This window comes from Brevundimonas sp. SS2672 (assembly GCF_059579685.1).
The window spans coordinates 2,911,675-2,926,273 of sequence record NZ_CM184201.1 but is presented as its reverse complement, the minus strand read 5'-3'; the positions used below and the strand labels follow the sequence as shown (position 1 = coordinate 2,926,273).

The window sequence follows — 14,599 nt, the reverse complement described above, 5'->3', positions numbered from 1 at the left end:
GCGACATCAAAAAATGGGTTTCGGAAGGTTTCTTTGCAATCCCGGGGCCGCCAGCGAAGGACCGCGCCCTTGGGCGAGAGAAAATACTTCGGCACCGACGGCATCCGCGGCCGGGCCAACACCCATCCGATGACGGCCGAGGTGGCGCTGCGCGTCGGCCTGGCCGCCGGACGTCTGTTCCGCACCGACGACGACCGGCGCCACCTGGTGGTGATCGGCAAGGACACCCGCCTGTCCGGCTACATGATCGAGCCGGCCCTGGTCGCCGGCCTGGCCTCGGTCGGCATGGACGTGCGGACGTTCGGGCCGCTGCCGACGCCCGGCGTGGCCATGATGACGCGCTCGATGCGCGCCGATCTGGGCATCATGATTTCGGCCTCGCACAACGACTACGCCGACAACGGCATCAAGCTGTTCGGGCCGGACGGCTACAAGCTGTCGGACGAGATCGAGCTGAAGATCGAGGCCATGATGGACGAGGCCCTGGATCAGGACCTGGCGCCGTCGAACAAGCTGGGCCGGGTCAAGCGCATCGACGACGCCCCGCCGCGCTATATCGAGATCGCCAAACAGGCCTTTCCCAAGCGGCTGAGCCTCAAGGGCCTGCGCATCGCCATCGACTGCGCCAACGGCGCGGGCTACCGCGTGGCGCCGACGACCCTCTATGAACTGGGGGCCGAGGTCTTTCCCGTCGGGGTGGAGCCGAACGGCCTGAACATCAACGCCGAGTGCGGCTCGACCCATCCGGCCACGGTGTCCGAGGCGGTGAAACGCTATCGCTGCGACATCGGCATCGCGCTGGACGGCGACGCCGACCGGGTCATCATCTGCGACGAGAAGGGCCATGTGGTCGACGGCGACCAGATCATGGCCCTGATCGCCCTGGACTGGGCCAAGCGCGGGCGGCTGAACGGCAACGGGGTGGTCGCCACCGTCATGTCCAACCTGGGTCTGGAGCGCCGCCTGAAGGCCGAGGGCCTGACGCTGGAGCGCACCAAGGTCGGCGACCGCTACGTCATGGAGCGGATGCGCGAGGGCGGCTTCAACATCGGCGGCGAACAGTCGGGCCACATCATCCTGAAGGACCACGCCACGACCGGCGACGGCCTGATGGCGGCGCTGCAGGTGCTGGCCGTCCTGGTCGAGGTCGGCGTGCCGATGAGCGAGCTGGCGCGCCAGTTCGAGCCGGTGCCGCAACTGCTTCAGAACGTCCGCTACACCGCCGGCAAGCCGCTGGAGGACGAGAAGGTCAAGGCCGCCATGGCCGAGGCCGAGGTGGCCCTGAACGGCGCGGGCCGCCTTCTGGTCCGCCCCTCGGGCACGGAGAAGCTGATCCGCGTCATGGCGGAGGGCGACGACGAGGCCCTGGTCAAGCGCGTCGTCAACGACGTCGCCGAGGCGGTGAAGGCGGCGGGCTGATCGCCCGCCGCTCGCGCCGTCAGACGGCGGACAGGGCCTGATCCAGGTCGGCCCACAGGTCCTCGACGTTCTCGATGCCGACCGACAGGCGCACCAGATTGTCGCCGATGCCGCTGCGCGCCTTGGCCTCGGGAGTGTAGTCCGAATGGGTCATGCTGGACGGGTGGGACGCCAGGCTCTCGGCGCCGCCCAGGCTGACGGCCAGTTTGAACAGGCGAAGCGCGTTCAGCATGCGGAAGGCTTCCGCCTCGCCGCCCGGCAGCTCCAGCGAGAAGGTCGAGCCTGATCCCTTGCACTGGGCCTTGAAGATCGCCTGCTGGGCGGGCGAGGCGCCCGGCCCGCCTGCGGTCAGGACGGCGCTGACGCGCGGATCGGCGCGCAGGCGCTCGGCCAGGATCAGGGCGTTGTCCTGCGCCCGCTCCATGCGGATGTGCAGGGTCTCCAGGCTGCGCAGCAGCAGCCATGCCGTGTGCGGATCGGCGGTGGTGCCGCAGATGGTCCGCATCTCGCCGACGCGGGCCATGATGTCGGCCCCGCCCATACAGCCGCCCGCGATCAGGTCCGAGTGGCCGCCGACGTATTTGGTCAGGGAATAGAGGACAAGGTCGGCGCCCAGCTCCAGCGGGCTCTGCCACAGAGGGCCCAGGAAGGTGTTGTCGACGGCGACGGCGGGCGGCTCGGCCTGGTCCAGGGCCCTGGCGCCCGACACCGCGCGGGCGATGTCGACCAGCTGGTTGGTCGGATTGGCGGGCGTCTCCAGATAGACGGCGGCCAGGCGTCCGCCGGTCGCCCTGGCCTCGGCGGCGGCGGCGGTCATGGCGGCGTCCAGGGCGTCGGCGCCCTCGGCGGCGGGGACGCTGATGGCCTTGACGCCGTAGCGGGGCAGGATGCGGTCGAACAGGTATTCGGTGCCGCCATAGGCCGGGGCGGTATAGAGGATGACGTCGCCGGGCCGCACCAGCGCCAGCATGGCGGTCGAGATGGCGGCCATGCCGCTGGAGAAGACCAGGGCCTTGTCCGCCTTGTCCCAGACGGCGAGGCGGTCTTCGAGAATTTCGAGGTTCGGGTTGTTGATGCGCGAATAGATCAGGCCCAGGGCCTCGTCCGGGTCGCGCTGGCGCAGGCCATAGGCGACTTCGAAGAAGCGTTTACCGTCTTCGGCCGACTTGAAGACGAAGGTCGAGGCCTGGAACAGCGGCGCCTTGATCGCGCCCTCCGACAGGGCCGGATCATAGCCGTAGCCCATCATCAGGGTTTCAGGCGCGAGGGTGCGGTCGCCCAGGACACGTGTGCGGTGGCGGTTCATTTTTTGTTTCCTCTCCTGGCGCGGTGATAGCTGACCACGGAAAGGCCCGCCAGCAGCTAGACTGTGGAGGTCGGGGCCTGAAGGATGGAAGTTTCGACTAAAGACCGCCGGCCACGATCAGGCGGTCAGGATGCGGGCCAGCGCTTCGATGCGCTGGCGGATGTCCGGGACGGCGATGGTCTCCCAGAAGGCGGCGCGGGCGGGCGGGCCGAGGACGAACAGGGCGAGGTCGGCGGCGCCGTCGGCGTGGAGGACGCGGCCCTCGGCGTCGAGGTCGAGGCCCAGGTCGGCCGCGTCGATCCGAGCGCGGCCTGCGGCGATCAGGGCGGCGGTCAGAGGCGCGCGGGCGGCGTCGTGGCCGGGGCCGGTGCAGTCGATCAACCAGCTTGCAGAGAGAGTTTGGGCTGCTTCATTCCGTGTACGGATGGTCAGGCGTGCGCCCTGGTCGTCCGTCGTGATCGTCTGGGCGCGACCTGAGAGAACGGTCAGTCGGCTTTCCGCCTTCAGCGCCTCCAGAGCTTCGGCGATTTCGGGCGCGATGCGATGGCGCCGCACGTCCCACCAGGGCCGCAGATGGCGCAGGAAGCGGGCGCGTTCGACGCTCGACGCGGCGCGCCACAGCGTGGCGGTGATGGGGCGATAGCCTTCCATGACGCGGCGCCAGCCGTGGTCGCGCGCCAGTCGACGCGCCGAAGCCAGGCGACGCGACAGGGCGCCTGTCAGAGCCTCCGGCGGCAGGTCGACGGGCGCGTCGTGATGGGCGCCGTGGGCCAGGGGCAGCAGGCCGCGCCGCGACACGACCGTCGCCCGGCCGCGCCAGCCTTTGGCCTGAAGCGCCAGGACGACGTCCACCATGGTCAGGCCCGAGCCGAGGATCAGGACGTCCTCGTCAGGCCCGATCGCGGCCAGGGCGTCGGGCCGCCACGGATCGGCGATGCGGCGGGGACCGTCGTTTTCGACGGCGCGGCGCGGCGGGGGATTGCCGGTCGCCAGCACCAGGGCGCGGCCGGAGATGCGGGCGCCGTCGGCCAGGACGACGGTCTGGCCCTCGACGCGGACGGCTTCGCCCCTAATGCGACGGATCAGACCGGGATGGGCGGCCTCGGTCCGGGTCAGGCGGTTCTGCACATAGAGGCCGTAGAGGCGGCGCGGGGCGAAGCCGTTCGGATCGGCGTAGGCCGCGGCGTGGACCGCCAGCCAGTCGGTGAAGTCGGCGGGCCGGTCAGGACGGGCGCTCATCCGTTCGGCGCGAACATTGAGGCGGTGGTCGTCCAGGGGCGTGGAATAGGCGACGCCGAGACCGACCTGTTCGCCGCGCTCGATCAGGACCGAGGCCTGCCCCATCTCGGCCAGGCGCGCGGCCAGCATGGCGCCGGAGAATCCGCCGCCGACGATGATCACGGGTAGGGAGGCGGCGGCGTCGTTCATTGAACGAGCATCGTCCACGACGCCGCCGCCGGTCAAACCGGAATCAGATTTCCTGGTTGAAGGCGCCGATTTCCGGGTAGGCGGCCAGGCGGGGCTTCACTTCCTTGCGGAACAGGTCGCGCATGTCGTCGGCGGATCTCATGCTTTCGACCACCACCACCAGCTCGGGCTTGTTGCTCGAGGCGCGGACCAGCACCCAGGAGCCGTCCTCCAGATGGACGCGCACGCCGTTGACGGTGATGGCCTCGACGATCCTGCGGCCCAGGATCGAGCCGCCGGAGGCCGCCAGATCTTCGTATTCCTTCACGATCCTGGCCAGGACGTCGTACTTCAGCTCGTCGTCGCAGTGCGGCGACATGGTCAGGCTGGTCCAGGCGTCGGGCAGGGCGGTCTTCAGTTCCGACAGCGACTTGCCGGGGTTGCGGTCCAGCATGGCCAGGACGGCGCCCGCCGCCACCAGGCCGTCGTCATAGCCGTGGCCCAGATCGCCCGAGAGGAAGAAGTGGCCCGACTTCTCGAACCCGGCCAGGGCGCCCAGTTCGGCGGTCTTGCGTTTGATGTAGGAGTGGCCGGTCTTCCAGTAGACGGTGGTCGCGCCGTTGGCCTTGAGCACTTCGTCGGTCTTGTAGAGGCCGGTCGACTTCACATCGACGACGAAGGTCGTGTTCGGATGGAGGGCCGACAGGTCGCGGGCCAGCATCAGGCCGATCTTGTCGGCGAAGATCTCCTCGCCCGTGTCGTCGACCACGCCGCAGCGGTCGCCGTCGCCGTCGAAGCCCAGGGCCAGGTCGGCGCCCGTCTCCTTCACCTTGGCCGCCATCTGCACCAGCATCGCGTGATCTTCCGGGTTCGGATTGTATTTGGGGAAGGTGTAGTCGAGGTCCGTGTCCATCTCGATCACCTCGGCGCCCATCAGACGCAGCACCTCGGGGGCGAAGGCCCCGGCCGTGCCGTTGCCGCAGGCGGCCACCACCTTCAGCGGGCGGGACAGCTTCACCTTGGACGCCACGTCCTTGATGTAGGTCTCGCGGAAGCCCTCGACGCGCTCCAGGCGGCCGCCGGGACGGGCGACGCCCTGACCGTTCAGGACGATCTCCTTCAGGCGGCCCATCTCGTCGGGGCCGAAGGTCAGCGGCGCCTGTGCGCCCATCTTCACGCCGGTCCAGCCGTTTTCATTGTGGCTGGCCGTGACCATGGCGACGCAGGGGCAGTCCAGCGCGAACTGGGCGTAATAGGCCATGGGCGACAGGGCGAGGCCGATGTCCAGCACCTCCATGCCGCCTTCCAGCAGGCCCAGGATCAGCGCCTGTTTCACCGACAGGGAATAGCCGCGGAAGTCGTGGCCGACGGCGATCTTGGGCGTCTGGCCGATTTCGTGGACATAGGTGGCCAGACCCAGGCCCAGGGCCTGGATGCCCAGCAGGTTGATCTCTTTTTCCAGAATCCAGCGGGCGTCGTATTCGCGAAAGCCGGTCGGCTTGACCAGGGGCAGGGTTTCATATTCCGCAGTGTTGGGGCGGATGTCCTGACGGGGCTTTTGCATGGGTGTTCCTGAAGAGGCCGCTGAGAGACGCGGGGTTCGCAAATCTGTCTGGCCCTATAGCCTTCCCCCGCTCGAGAGGCCACAACGCGCGACCCTTGTTATGGCTGCCGTGTTTATCCTGATGCGGCGAAACCTTGACCGCCCCCGCGTCGGGGGCCTAGCGAGTGGCCGAAGACACGGATGCTCCCGGAGACTCTCATGACCCGCCTGATCCTGCTGCGCCACGGCCAGAGCCAATGGAACCTGGAGAACCGGTTCACCGGCTGGGTCGACGTCGACCTGACGGCCGAAGGCGAGGCCCAGGCGCGGCGCGGCGGCGAGCTGATCGCCGAGGCGGGCTTCAAGCCGGCGGTCATGTTCACCTCGGTGCTGAAGCGGGCCAAGCGCACCGGCGCCCTGGCGCTGGATTCCGCCGGGCTGAAGAATGTGCCGGTCATCGAGGATTGGCGCCTGAACGAGCGCCACTACGGGGGCCTGACCGGACTGGACAAGGCCGAGACGGCGGCCAAGCACGGCGAGGATCAGGTCAAGGTCTGGCGCCGCAGCTATGACGTGCCGCCGCCGCCGCTGGCGCCGGGCGGCGAGTTCGATTTCGCTTCGGACCCCCGCTACGCCGGCAAGGAGATCCCGGACACCGAAAGCCTGAAGACCACGCTGGATCGGGTGCAGCCCTATTGGGGCGCGGAGATCGCTCCCCGCCTGAAGGCGGGCGAGGACGTGCTGATCGCCGCCCACGGCAACTCCCTGCGCGCCATCGTCAAACTGCTGTTCGCCGTGCCGGACGACAGGATCGTCGATGTCGAGATTCCGACCGGCAATCCGCTGGAGATCGATCTGGACGCAGACCTGAAGCCGGTCGCCGCCCGCTATCTGGACGAGGGGCGGGCGCAGGCCCTGCCGCAAATCGCGTGAGCGGGGAAGCGCAGGACGCCGTCTTCATGCGGCGGGCCATCGACCTGGCCCTAAACCGCATGGGCGAGACCTGGCCCAATCCGGCGGTCGGCTGCGTCCTGGCCAAGGACGGCGCCGTGCTGGCCGAGGCCGCGACGGCGCCGGGCGGACGCCCCCACGCCGAGGAACAGGCCGTGCCCGAGGCGGGCGAGGCCGTGAAGGGCGCGACCGCCTATGTGACGCTGGAGCCCTGCGGCGCCCGCTCGTCGGGCCGCAAGTCCTGCGCCCACTTCCTGGCCGAGGCCGGGGTCGAGCGGGTGGTGATCGCCGCCCTGGACCCGTCGCCCTTCGCCTCGGGCCGGGGCACGGAGCGGCTGCGCCAGTCGGGCCTGACGGTCGAGACGGGTCTGCTGGGCGATGAAGCCGCCGTGTTGTGCGAGGGCTTCCTGCACCGGCTGGAGACGGGCCGACCGATGGTGCGCGTCAGCGTCGACGGGGCGGGCTTCGACGGGCGCTTCGCCGCCTCGCCGCGCGCCGATCTGACGACCGAACTGAACCGGCTGGGCGAGGCGGGCTACACCCGTCTGTGGACCCAGGAGGGCGAGCTGGCGGAGGCCCTGCGCGAACAGGGCCTGCTGACGGAATAGGGCGGCCTGCGGAGGGGCGGAGGCGGCGAGAGAAACCGCTGTTTCCGCAAAGCTTCCTTAATCCGCCGTAAGCCATGATCGGCCCCATGAGCGAGGCCGCAGAACCCGTCCGCAGAAGGTTGACCCAGGAAGAGGTCGACGCCGTCTGCCTGAAGCACGACCGGCTGTGGCAGGCGCGGCCGGGCGGGGCGCGGGCGGTCTTCGCCTGGATGGACCTGTCAGGCGTGAACCTGCGCGGCCGCAACCTGGCCGACGCCGACTTCACCGCCGCCTGCCTGATCGGCTGCGACTTGACGGGCGCCAAGCTGGACAACGCCAACTTCTTCGGCGCGGACATGCAGGACGTGACCCTGATCGACGCCAGCCTGCGCCGGGCCGACCTGCGCGGAGCCTGCCTGCGCGGCGCGGACCTGTCGGGCGCCGACCTGTTCGAGGCTGACTTGCGCGAAGGGACCATCGCCGCCAAGGACGCCAAGCTGGGCTTCCGCGTCGTCGAGGCGAGGAAGCGCGCCGACACCCAGGCGCAGGGCGCCGTGCTGGCGGGCGCCAATCTGCAGCGCTCGCGCATGACGGGCGTCATCGCGGTGGCCGCCGACTTCACCGACGCCGTCATGAAGGACTGCAAGCTGGTCCGGGCCAATCTGAAACAGGCCAGCTTCCGCGGCGCCGACCTGGCCGGGGCCGACCTGTCGGGCGCCGATCTGTCGGGGGCGGACCTCAGCGACGCCATCCTGGTCGGGGTCAAGGCGTCCATGTGGCGGACCGACGGGGCCAATATGGACGGCGCCCTGGTCGACGACCGTCCGGCGGGCGAGCCGGTCAGCCAGATGCCCGCCGCCGAGATGCTGCGCGAACACGCCCAGTGGTGCGAGACGGGCGGGGTCGAGGGCCGACCCTCGGTGTTCGACGGGGTCGATCTGCGGCCGCTGGAGTCCATTCGCGGACTGAATCTGACGGCCCTCTCGGCCAAGGGAGCGGTCTTCTACGGCTTGGACATGGAGGGGGTGCAGCTTCAGGGCGCGCAGCTTGAAGGCGCGGACCTGCGGTCAGCCAATCTGCGCCGGGCCGACCTGCGCGGGGCGCGGCTGACGCGGGCGCGGCTGAACGGGGCGGACCTGCGCGAGGCCCAGCTGGGGCCGCTGATGCTGGCGGCCGACCGGCTGCTGCCCGCCGACCTGACCGGAGCGATCCTGCGGGGCGCGGACTTGACCGGCGCCGATCTGCGCCGGGCCGTGCTGGTCGAGGCGGACCTCAGCCGGTCCATCCTGCACGGCGCCCAGACCAAACAGGCGGACTTCACCGGCGCCCAGACCGGCGGCGCGCGCGGGCTGGACCCGGCGGACCTGCACGCGGCCTAGAGCGCGACGCACGACAACGCCGTCTCCGCATCAAGCATAGGCAAGAAGTTTTCTGAATCCGCTCGTCCCGGCGGACGCCGGGATGAGCGGCAGCAAAGGTCATCGCCGAAATTTGGTGGGTGTTTCCAAACAAAAAAAGAGGCGACGCGAACGCCGCCCCTTCGACTGTTCAGTCAGGCGAGACGTCTTCAGGCCGCCTTCTTGGCCTTGGGTTCGGTCTTGCCCTCGATCAGGGTCGAGCCGGTGGCGATCTCGATGCTGCGGGGCTTGAGGGCCTCGGGCAGTTCACGCTTCAGCTCGACCGTCAGCAGGCCGTTGGCCAGGGCCGCGCCCTTGACCACCACATAGTCGGCCAGCTGGAAGCGGCGCTCGAAGTCGCGCTCGGCCAGGCCGCGATGCAGATAGGTCTTCTGGGGGGCGCCGTCGTCGTTGGCCGCCTTCTTGCCGGTGACGGTCAGCAGGTTTTCCTTCGCCTCGATGTTCAGCTCGTCGGCCGAGAAGCCGGCGACGGCGATCTCGATGCGATAGGCGTCCTCGCCGGTCGTCTCGATGTTGTAGGGGGGCCAGCCGTTCTCCTGGCTGGAGCGCGCGGCGCTTTCCAGCTGACGGGCCAGGCGGTCGAAACCGACGGCGGAACGGTACAGCGGCGAGAAATCATAGGTACGCATGGGTCATCCTTCTGACATTCAGCAAGGTTGAGCCGTCCGGCGATTTGGCCCCGGACAGCGGAGGGTTTCAGCCCCGGCGGTCCGAAATCGGCCCCGTCAGGTCTGGAGAGCCCGGGATCGGCGCTCTCGAATGAAGAGGTAGGAGGCCGTTTTTCCGGCGCAAGGGGCGCGCGAATTCGTCGCTCGCCGCATCGGCGCCTTGTGGTCGCCGCGAAGCGCCGTATGGGTTTTACATTCGTCGTCCAGGATCGACCGGAGCCCTTCATGCGACCTCTCGCCCTCAGCGCCGTCGCGGCGTGTCTGCTCGCCTCGCCCGTCTTCGCCCAATCGGGGGTCCCGGACGCCCCTCGCCTGCCCCATCGGCAAGGACTGTCGATGGAGATGCCGAGTTTCTCCGAGGACGCGGCGCTTGAGACGGCCGTGGCCGCAGCGACCCGGCCCGAGGCGGACCGCGCCCGCGACGGCGACCGTCATCCGTTCGAGACCCTGACCTTCTGGGGGCTTCAGCCCGGCCTGACCGTGGTCGAGATCGAGCCGGGCCGCGCCGGCTGGTGGCGCAACATCCTTGAGCCCTATGCGGCGGCGACCGGCGGGCGCTACGTTCCGGTCAACCGCCCGACCGAGGGCATGGGCGTTGCCGACGGGACGGCGGACATGGTCGTGGTGGCCCGCGCCTTCCACAACTGGTCGCGCGACGGCCGGGCCGAACCCTATCTGGAGGCCTTCTTCACGGCGCTGAAGCCCGGCGGTGTGCTGGCGGTCGAGCAGCACCGCGCGGCCGAGGGGCTGAACGTCACCGAGACGGCGCCGAACGGCTATGTGCCCGAGAGCTGGGTCATCCACGCCGCCCGCCGCGCGGGCTTCGAACTGGAGGCCCGCAGCGAGCTGAACGCCAACCCCAGGGACGACCGCGCTCACCCCTTCGGCGTGTGGACGCTCAAGCCCACGCGCACCTCCGAACGCGACGGCCGCGCCCTGACGCCGGACGAGCGTGCGGCCCTGGACGCCATCGGCGAAAGCGATCGCATGACCCTGCGTTTCCGCAAGCCCTACGCCGCCGACTGAAGCGCCTAGATGACAATGCAGTGCGTGGTTTTGACCCTGGCGCAGAAGCGCCTTAAGCCCGAAACGCAAACACCCGGCGGCGAGAGGAAGCGCGCATGACAGAACGATCGACGCGGCGATCCGTCCTGGCCGGCGCCAGCGCCCTGGCTCTGGTCGCGCCCCTGTTCGGCCTGGCCGCCTGCGGCCGCAAGGATGAGGCGCCGACGCCCAGCGCCCCCGAAGCGCCCAAGGGGCCGCCGGAAGGTTCGCTGGAATGGGCGGTCGCGGGTTCATGGCGCTCGGCGGACGACAAGACGCGGGACGCCTGGCGCCATCCGGTCGAGACTCTGCGTTTCTTCGGCCTGCAGCCGAAGATGACGGTGATCGACTTCTGGCCCGGCAGCGGCTGGTATGCGGAAATCCTGGCGCCCTATCTGAATCGGGGCGGCGGCGCGCTCTATCTGGCGGGCTTCTTCGAGGGGCCGAATGCCGACCCGGCCCAGGTCGCCATCAACAACGCCCTGAAGGCCCGCATCCTGGCGGACAAGAAGCTGTACGGCCCGGTCCAGTTCACCGCCTTCGGCGCCGGTTCGCCGCCGGTGGCGCCGGCGGGAACGGCCGACATGGTGCTGTTCATGCGCTACATCCACGCCTGGATGGCGGCGGGGATCGCGGAAAAGGCCTTCGCCGACGCCTTCGCCGCTCTGCGTCCCGGCGGGGTGCTGGGGATCGAACAGCACCGCCTGCAGCCGGACGAGGATCAGGACCCGGCGGCGGCCAACGGCTATGTGCAGGAGGCCTTCGTCCGCCAGCTGGCCGAAGAGGCCGGCTTCGTCTTCGTCGAGGCGTCCGAGATCAACGCCAATCCGGCCGACACCAAGGACCACCCCTTCGGCGTCGAGACCCTGCCGCCGCGTCGCCTGACGGCGCCGATGGGCCAGCCCGCCGATCCCGAATTCGACCGGACCAAGTATGACGCCATCGGCGAAAGCGACCGCATGACGCTGAAGTTCAGGAAGCCCGAGTGAGCCGTCCCGCCGCCTTCGCCGCCCATGCGCCCCTGATGGGAGTGCCCGGCGCCGCCTGCCCGCCGGGCGGAGAGGGCGACTGGTTCCGGGGCGCCGGAGGCCTGCGCCTGCGCGCCGCCTTCTGGACGCCCTCGACCCTGCAGGCGAAGACGCCGCGCGGGACGGTGGTGCTGAGCCCCGGCCGCACCGAGCCGATCGAGAAGTATTTCGAGCTGATCGGCAACTTCCTGGCGCGGGGTTTCTGCGTTCTGGCCCACGACTGGCGCGGCCAGGGACTGTCGGCGCGGCTGCTGCCGGACCGGCTGCGCGGCCACGCCCGGGCGGTCGAGGAATTCCTGGACGACTACGCCCGCCTGCTGGACGCCTATGAGGCGCGGGCGCCCAAGCCCTGGATCATGGTCGGCCACTCCATGGGCGGCTGTCTGAACCTGTTGACGCTGGAGGGCGGGGAGACGCGGTTCGCCGGCGCGGTCCTGTCCAGCCCCATGCTGCGCATCAAGACCGGCAAGCGGTCGATGTGGACCGCCAAGCTGGCGGTGCGCTGGGCCCTGCGTCACGGCAAGGCCGGCGACTATGTGCTGGACGACGCGGATGACCCCTTCGACCACACCTTCGAGGAAGACGGCCTGACGTCGGATCAGGCGCGCTACGACCTGTGGCGGCAGCAGCTCTACGCCTGTCCGCACCTGGCCATCGGCGGCCCGACCTGGGGGTGGCTGGCCTTCGCCCTGGACGCGGGCGAGCGGGCGCTGAAACCGCGCGCGCTGAAGAGCGTGAAGATTCCAGTCTGCGTGGTCCAGGCGGCCGAGGACGACAAGGTCTGGAAACAGACCAACCGCTGGGCGGCGCGCCGCATGGGCCGGGGCCGCTATGTCGAGGTTCCGACCGCCAAACATGAGGTCGTCATGGAGGTCGACGACCTACGCGGGATCTTCCTGCATGAGTTCGACGCCCTGGCCGACTATGTGGCGCCCGGCGTCGAGGCGAAGCCCGGCGCTTCGCCCGCAGCGCGGACCGTCGAACCCGCCTGAGCCGTCAGGCGTCGCCGAGCAGGGGCCGGGCCTGGGCCGTCAGCCGCGCGTCGCCGACCGCCAGGACGCGGCCGTCGACTTCGTTCGGCGCGTCGCCGCGCCAGTCGGTGAACCGTCCGCCCGCCGCCTCGACCAGGGGCTTGAGCGCCGACCAGTCCCAGACCTTCAGCTCGCTTTCGGCCACCAGATCGATGCGCCCGGCCGCGACCATGGCGTAGGCGTAGGCGTCGCAGCCCAGCCGGGCCAGCCGCGCCGCAGCGCGCAGACGGTCCCAGGCCGCGCGGTCGGCGCCGAGGAAGATCTCGGGATCGGTGGTGGCGATCAGGGCCTGGCTCAGATCGGGGCAGGCGCGGGTCTTCAGCGGGGTTTCGCCGCCGCCCTTCAGCAGGCGCGCGCCGGACGGACCGCCCAGGAAGACTTCGCCCAGATAGGGTTGGCCGACGGCCCCGATCATGGGCGCGGCCTCGTGGCGCAGGGCGATCAGGGTGGTCCACAGAGGCAGGCCGGCGATAAAGGCGCGGGTGCCGTCGATGGGGTCCAGAACCCAGACGTGATCGGCGTCGGGACGGTCCTCGCCATACTCCTCGCCGATGACGCCGTGCTCGGGATAGCGGGCGGCGATCATCCGGCGGATGGCGGCCTCGGCGGCGCGGTCCGCCTCCGTGACGGGGTCGAAGGCGCCGGGGGAGCCCTTGTCCTCCTGGGCGAACTCGCCCCGGAAGAAGGGCAGGGCCACGCGGGCCGCCTCATGCGACAGTTCGACGGCGAAGGTTTCCAGTTCGGTCATGCCCCGGCCATACACCGCCAGGGGCGCGGCGGCCCAGAGGTCATTGAACCGAACAGGCGATCAGGCGGCGGCGGCCAGGGGTTCTCCGGGACGGGGCTGGCCGTTGTCGGGGCTTTCCCCGGCGCCGTCGTAGAAATAGCTGACCGGCGTCTGCAGCGCCTCGGCCAGCTCCCACAGGCGGGCGGCCGAGATGCGGTTGGCGCCGCACTCGTACTTCTGAATCTGCTGGAACCTTATGCCGACGCGATCGCCCAGCTGCTGCTGGGTCAGGCCCAGCAGGCGGCGACGGCGGCGCAGGCGACGACCCAGGTGCAGGTCGATCTCGGCGGGCATGACGACACTCCTGTCTTCCTCGGCCTGTGCCGGATCGGCACGGACAGGGCGGCTCGCCGCAAGCCGCGTGCCGTTTTCGCCCCCAAGGCGAGGGACGCAACCCGACGCCCGCCCGCGCATTAACGGCCAAGGCAGTCAGCCTTCAGGAAGGGAAGAGAAGCATGGGTGGATTTGGATTTATCGCCTGGATCATCATCGGCATCGTCGCCGGATGGCTGGCGGAGAAGATCATGAAGCGGGATCACGGCCTGCTCACCAATCTGATCGTCGGCGTGGTCGGCGCCCTGATCGGCGGGTTCCTAGCCAACAACCTGCTGGGCGTGGACGCCGCGGGCAATTGGATCGTCGGCATCATTGTCGCCACCATCGGCGCCGTGGTCCTGCTGTTCCTGCTCGGTCTGGTGAAGCGGCGGACCTGATCGACCGTTTCATCGCACAAGAAAAAGGGGCGGCCCGTCGGGCCGCCCTTTTGCCGTCGAACCAGACGATTTAGTGAGGTTCGTCGCCGTTCGGTTCGTCGCTGGTCGGCTCATCGGCCGGCGGGGCGTCGGCCGGAGGCGTGTCCATCGCGTCCGGGGTCGGCTCAGCCGTGTCCGAAGCGATCGGGGGAGCCGACTGGATGTCCGAGGCGCTGGCGTCGACGACGATGTCGGCGCCGTCCTGACGGATGCCGGCCAGCGGCACCGGACGGACCTGGCCGTCGGCGGTGCGGACGGTCAATTCCTGACCGGCGGCGCCGTTCTGGACGCCGACCAGCTTGCCGATCTCGGTCCCGTCGCTGCTCTTGACGGTCGCGCCCGGCGTCAGGGTCAGGCTCTGGGGTTGAGCCGCGGCCGCCTCAGCGGGAGCCGGTTCGGGCGTCTGCGGCGTCGTGGCGTCCTGGGCGAAGGCAGGGGCGGCGATGAGGAAGGCGCCGGCGATGCCGGTCAGCAGGGCGGTCTTGCGGATCATGAGAAACTCCTGGAAGGGCGAGCCCGGCGCTCGCGAAAAAATGAACCCTTGTGAAGGCCGATGGTTTCCCCTGCCCTGAAATGACCTTTTACTCGCCCCAAACGACCGATTCCTGCTCATCGGAGAGCGATTGACCAAACCGGGTGCAAAACACGACCCCTGGCG

General features: G+C 69.7%; 14 protein-coding genes and 1 pseudogene. 8 read left to right on the top strand and 7 right to left on the bottom strand.

The genetic code is table 11. From position 1 onward, the window contains the following. The first annotated feature begins 69 nt into the window (after positions 1–69). Positions 70–1,419 (top strand): phosphoglucosamine mutase, encoded by a 1,350-nt coding sequence (gene glmM / locus AC52GN_RS14710; protein WP_496527565.1) that lies wholly within the window; start codon positions 70–72, stop codon positions 1,417–1,419. A gap of 19 nt (positions 1,420–1,438) precedes the next feature. Here the strand turns inward: glmM and AC52GN_RS14705 are convergent, their stop codons facing one another. From AC52GN_RS14705 to AC52GN_RS14695, 3 genes are all read right to left on the bottom strand, one after another. Further along, complete coding sequence (locus AC52GN_RS14705; protein ID WP_496527564.1) at positions 1,439–2,725, bottom strand: cystathionine gamma-synthase family protein; 1,287 nt, start codon at positions 2,723–2,725, stop codon at positions 1,439–1,441. Positions 2,726–2,842: 117 nt separating this feature from the next. Beyond that, entirely contained in the window at positions 2,843–4,153 is a 1,311-nt protein-coding gene (locus AC52GN_RS14700; protein WP_496527563.1) for an FAD/NAD(P)-binding protein, read from the bottom strand. A gap of 43 nt (positions 4,154–4,196) precedes the next feature. After that, positions 4,197–5,696 carry a phosphomannomutase/phosphoglucomutase gene (locus tag AC52GN_RS14695; protein ID WP_496527562.1) on the bottom strand — a complete coding sequence of 500 codons (1,500 nt, stop codon included), beginning with the start codon at positions 5,694–5,696 and terminating at the stop codon, positions 4,197–4,199. Positions 5,697–5,894: 198 nt separating this feature from the next. Between AC52GN_RS14695 and gpmA the strand changes: the two genes are divergently transcribed. The 3 genes from gpmA (at position 5,895) to AC52GN_RS14680 (ending at position 8,592) form a co-directional block, all read left to right on the top strand. Further along, entirely contained in the window at positions 5,895–6,608 is a 714-nt protein-coding gene (gene gpmA / locus AC52GN_RS14690; protein ID WP_496527561.1) for a 2,3-diphosphoglycerate-dependent phosphoglycerate mutase, read from the top strand. Continuing rightward, complete coding sequence (locus tag AC52GN_RS14685; protein WP_496527560.1) at positions 6,605–7,234, top strand: bifunctional diaminohydroxyphosphoribosylaminopyrimidine deaminase/5-amino-6-(5-phosphoribosylamino)uracil reductase RibD; 630 nt, start codon at positions 6,605–6,607, stop codon at positions 7,232–7,234. The genes gpmA and AC52GN_RS14685 overlap by 4 nt, the downstream gene beginning before the upstream one ends. An 86-nt stretch (positions 7,235–7,320) precedes the next feature. After that, positions 7,321–8,592, top strand: a complete 1,272-nt coding sequence (locus AC52GN_RS14680; RefSeq protein ID WP_496527559.1) for a pentapeptide repeat-containing protein — start codon at positions 7,321–7,323, stop codon at positions 8,590–8,592. A gap of 188 nt (positions 8,593–8,780) precedes the next feature. On the opposite strand, the gene AC52GN_RS14675 is transcribed toward AC52GN_RS14680, so the two are convergent. Continuing rightward, positions 8,781–9,260, bottom strand: a complete 480-nt coding sequence (locus AC52GN_RS14675; protein ID WP_338577309.1) for an Hsp20 family protein — start codon at positions 9,258–9,260, stop codon at positions 8,781–8,783. 264 nt (positions 9,261–9,524) lie between these two features. Here AC52GN_RS14675 and AC52GN_RS14670 point away from each other — a divergent pair, with 264 nt between their 5' ends. From AC52GN_RS14670 to AC52GN_RS14660, 3 genes are all read left to right on the top strand, one after another. Then, positions 9,525–10,325, top strand: a complete 801-nt coding sequence (locus tag AC52GN_RS14670; RefSeq protein ID WP_496527558.1) for a class I SAM-dependent methyltransferase — start codon at positions 9,525–9,527, stop codon at positions 10,323–10,325. Positions 10,326–10,420: 95 nt separating this feature from the next. Continuing rightward, positions 10,421–11,332, top strand: coding sequence for a class I SAM-dependent methyltransferase (locus AC52GN_RS14665; protein WP_346485199.1), 912 nt, complete (start codon positions 10,421–10,423; stop codon positions 11,330–11,332). Beyond that, positions 11,329–12,363, top strand: coding sequence for an alpha/beta fold hydrolase (locus AC52GN_RS14660; protein ID WP_496527557.1), 1,035 nt, complete (start codon positions 11,329–11,331; stop codon positions 12,361–12,363). The genes AC52GN_RS14665 and AC52GN_RS14660 overlap by 4 nt, the downstream gene beginning before the upstream one ends. A gap of 4 nt (positions 12,364–12,367) precedes the next feature. Here the strand turns inward: AC52GN_RS14660 and hisN are convergent, their stop codons facing one another. Both hisN and AC52GN_RS14650 read right to left on the bottom strand, forming a co-directional pair. After that, a complete protein-coding gene (gene hisN / locus AC52GN_RS14655; RefSeq protein ID WP_496527556.1) occupies positions 12,368–13,150 on the bottom strand; it encodes a histidinol-phosphatase in 783 nt (260 codons plus the stop codon). Between the two features lie 111 nt (positions 13,151–13,261). Then, a pseudogene (locus AC52GN_RS14650) lies at positions 13,262–13,483 on the bottom strand (helix-turn-helix domain-containing protein); the annotation flags it as partial. 161 nt (positions 13,484–13,644) lie between these two features. Between AC52GN_RS14650 and AC52GN_RS14645 the strand changes: the two are divergent. Next, positions 13,645–13,902, top strand: a complete 258-nt coding sequence (locus AC52GN_RS14645; RefSeq protein WP_003168780.1) for a GlsB/YeaQ/YmgE family stress response membrane protein — start codon at positions 13,645–13,647, stop codon at positions 13,900–13,902. Between the two features lie 70 nt (positions 13,903–13,972). Here the strand turns inward: AC52GN_RS14645 and AC52GN_RS14640 are convergent, their stop codons facing one another. Next, on the bottom strand, positions 13,973–14,434 hold the full coding sequence (locus AC52GN_RS14640) for a superoxide dismutase (RefSeq protein WP_312221019.1): 462 nt from the start codon (positions 14,432–14,434) through the stop codon (positions 13,973–13,975). Positions 14,435–14,599 lie beyond the last annotated feature (165 nt).

What these genes read in the sequence shown, in the direction of transcription:
- AC52GN_RS14705 (WP_496527564.1), bottom strand. Translation starts at nt 2,725, where the DNA reads ATGAACCGCCACCGCACACGTGTCCTGGGCGACCGCACCCTCGCGCCT.
- AC52GN_RS14700 (WP_496527563.1), bottom strand. Translation starts at nt 4,153, where the DNA reads ATGAACGACGCCGCCGCCTCCCTACCCGTGATCATCGTCGGCGGCGGA.
- AC52GN_RS14695 (WP_496527562.1), bottom strand. Translation starts at nt 5,696, where the DNA reads ATGCAAAAGCCCCGTCAGGACATCCGCCCCAACACTGCGGAATATGAA.
- gpmA (WP_496527561.1), top strand. Translation starts at nt 5,895, where the DNA reads ATGACCCGCCTGATCCTGCTGCGCCACGGCCAGAGCCAATGGAACCTG.
- AC52GN_RS14680 (WP_496527559.1), top strand. Translation starts at nt 7,321, where the DNA reads ATGAGCGAGGCCGCAGAACCCGTCCGCAGAAGGTTGACCCAGGAAGAG.
- AC52GN_RS14675 (WP_338577309.1), bottom strand. Translation starts at nt 9,260, where the DNA reads ATGCGTACCTATGATTTCTCGCCGCTGTACCGTTCCGCCGTCGGTTTC.
- AC52GN_RS14670 (WP_496527558.1), top strand. Translation starts at nt 9,525, where the DNA reads ATGCGACCTCTCGCCCTCAGCGCCGTCGCGGCGTGTCTGCTCGCCTCG.
- AC52GN_RS14665 (WP_346485199.1), top strand. Translation starts at nt 10,421, where the DNA reads ATGACAGAACGATCGACGCGGCGATCCGTCCTGGCCGGCGCCAGCGCC.
- hisN (WP_496527556.1), bottom strand. Translation starts at nt 13,150, where the DNA reads ATGACCGAACTGGAAACCTTCGCCGTCGAACTGTCGCATGAGGCGGCC.
- AC52GN_RS14645 (WP_003168780.1), top strand. Translation starts at nt 13,645, where the DNA reads ATGGGTGGATTTGGATTTATCGCCTGGATCATCATCGGCATCGTCGCC.
- AC52GN_RS14640 (WP_312221019.1), bottom strand. Translation starts at nt 14,434, where the DNA reads ATGATCCGCAAGACCGCCCTGCTGACCGGCATCGCCGGCGCCTTCCTC.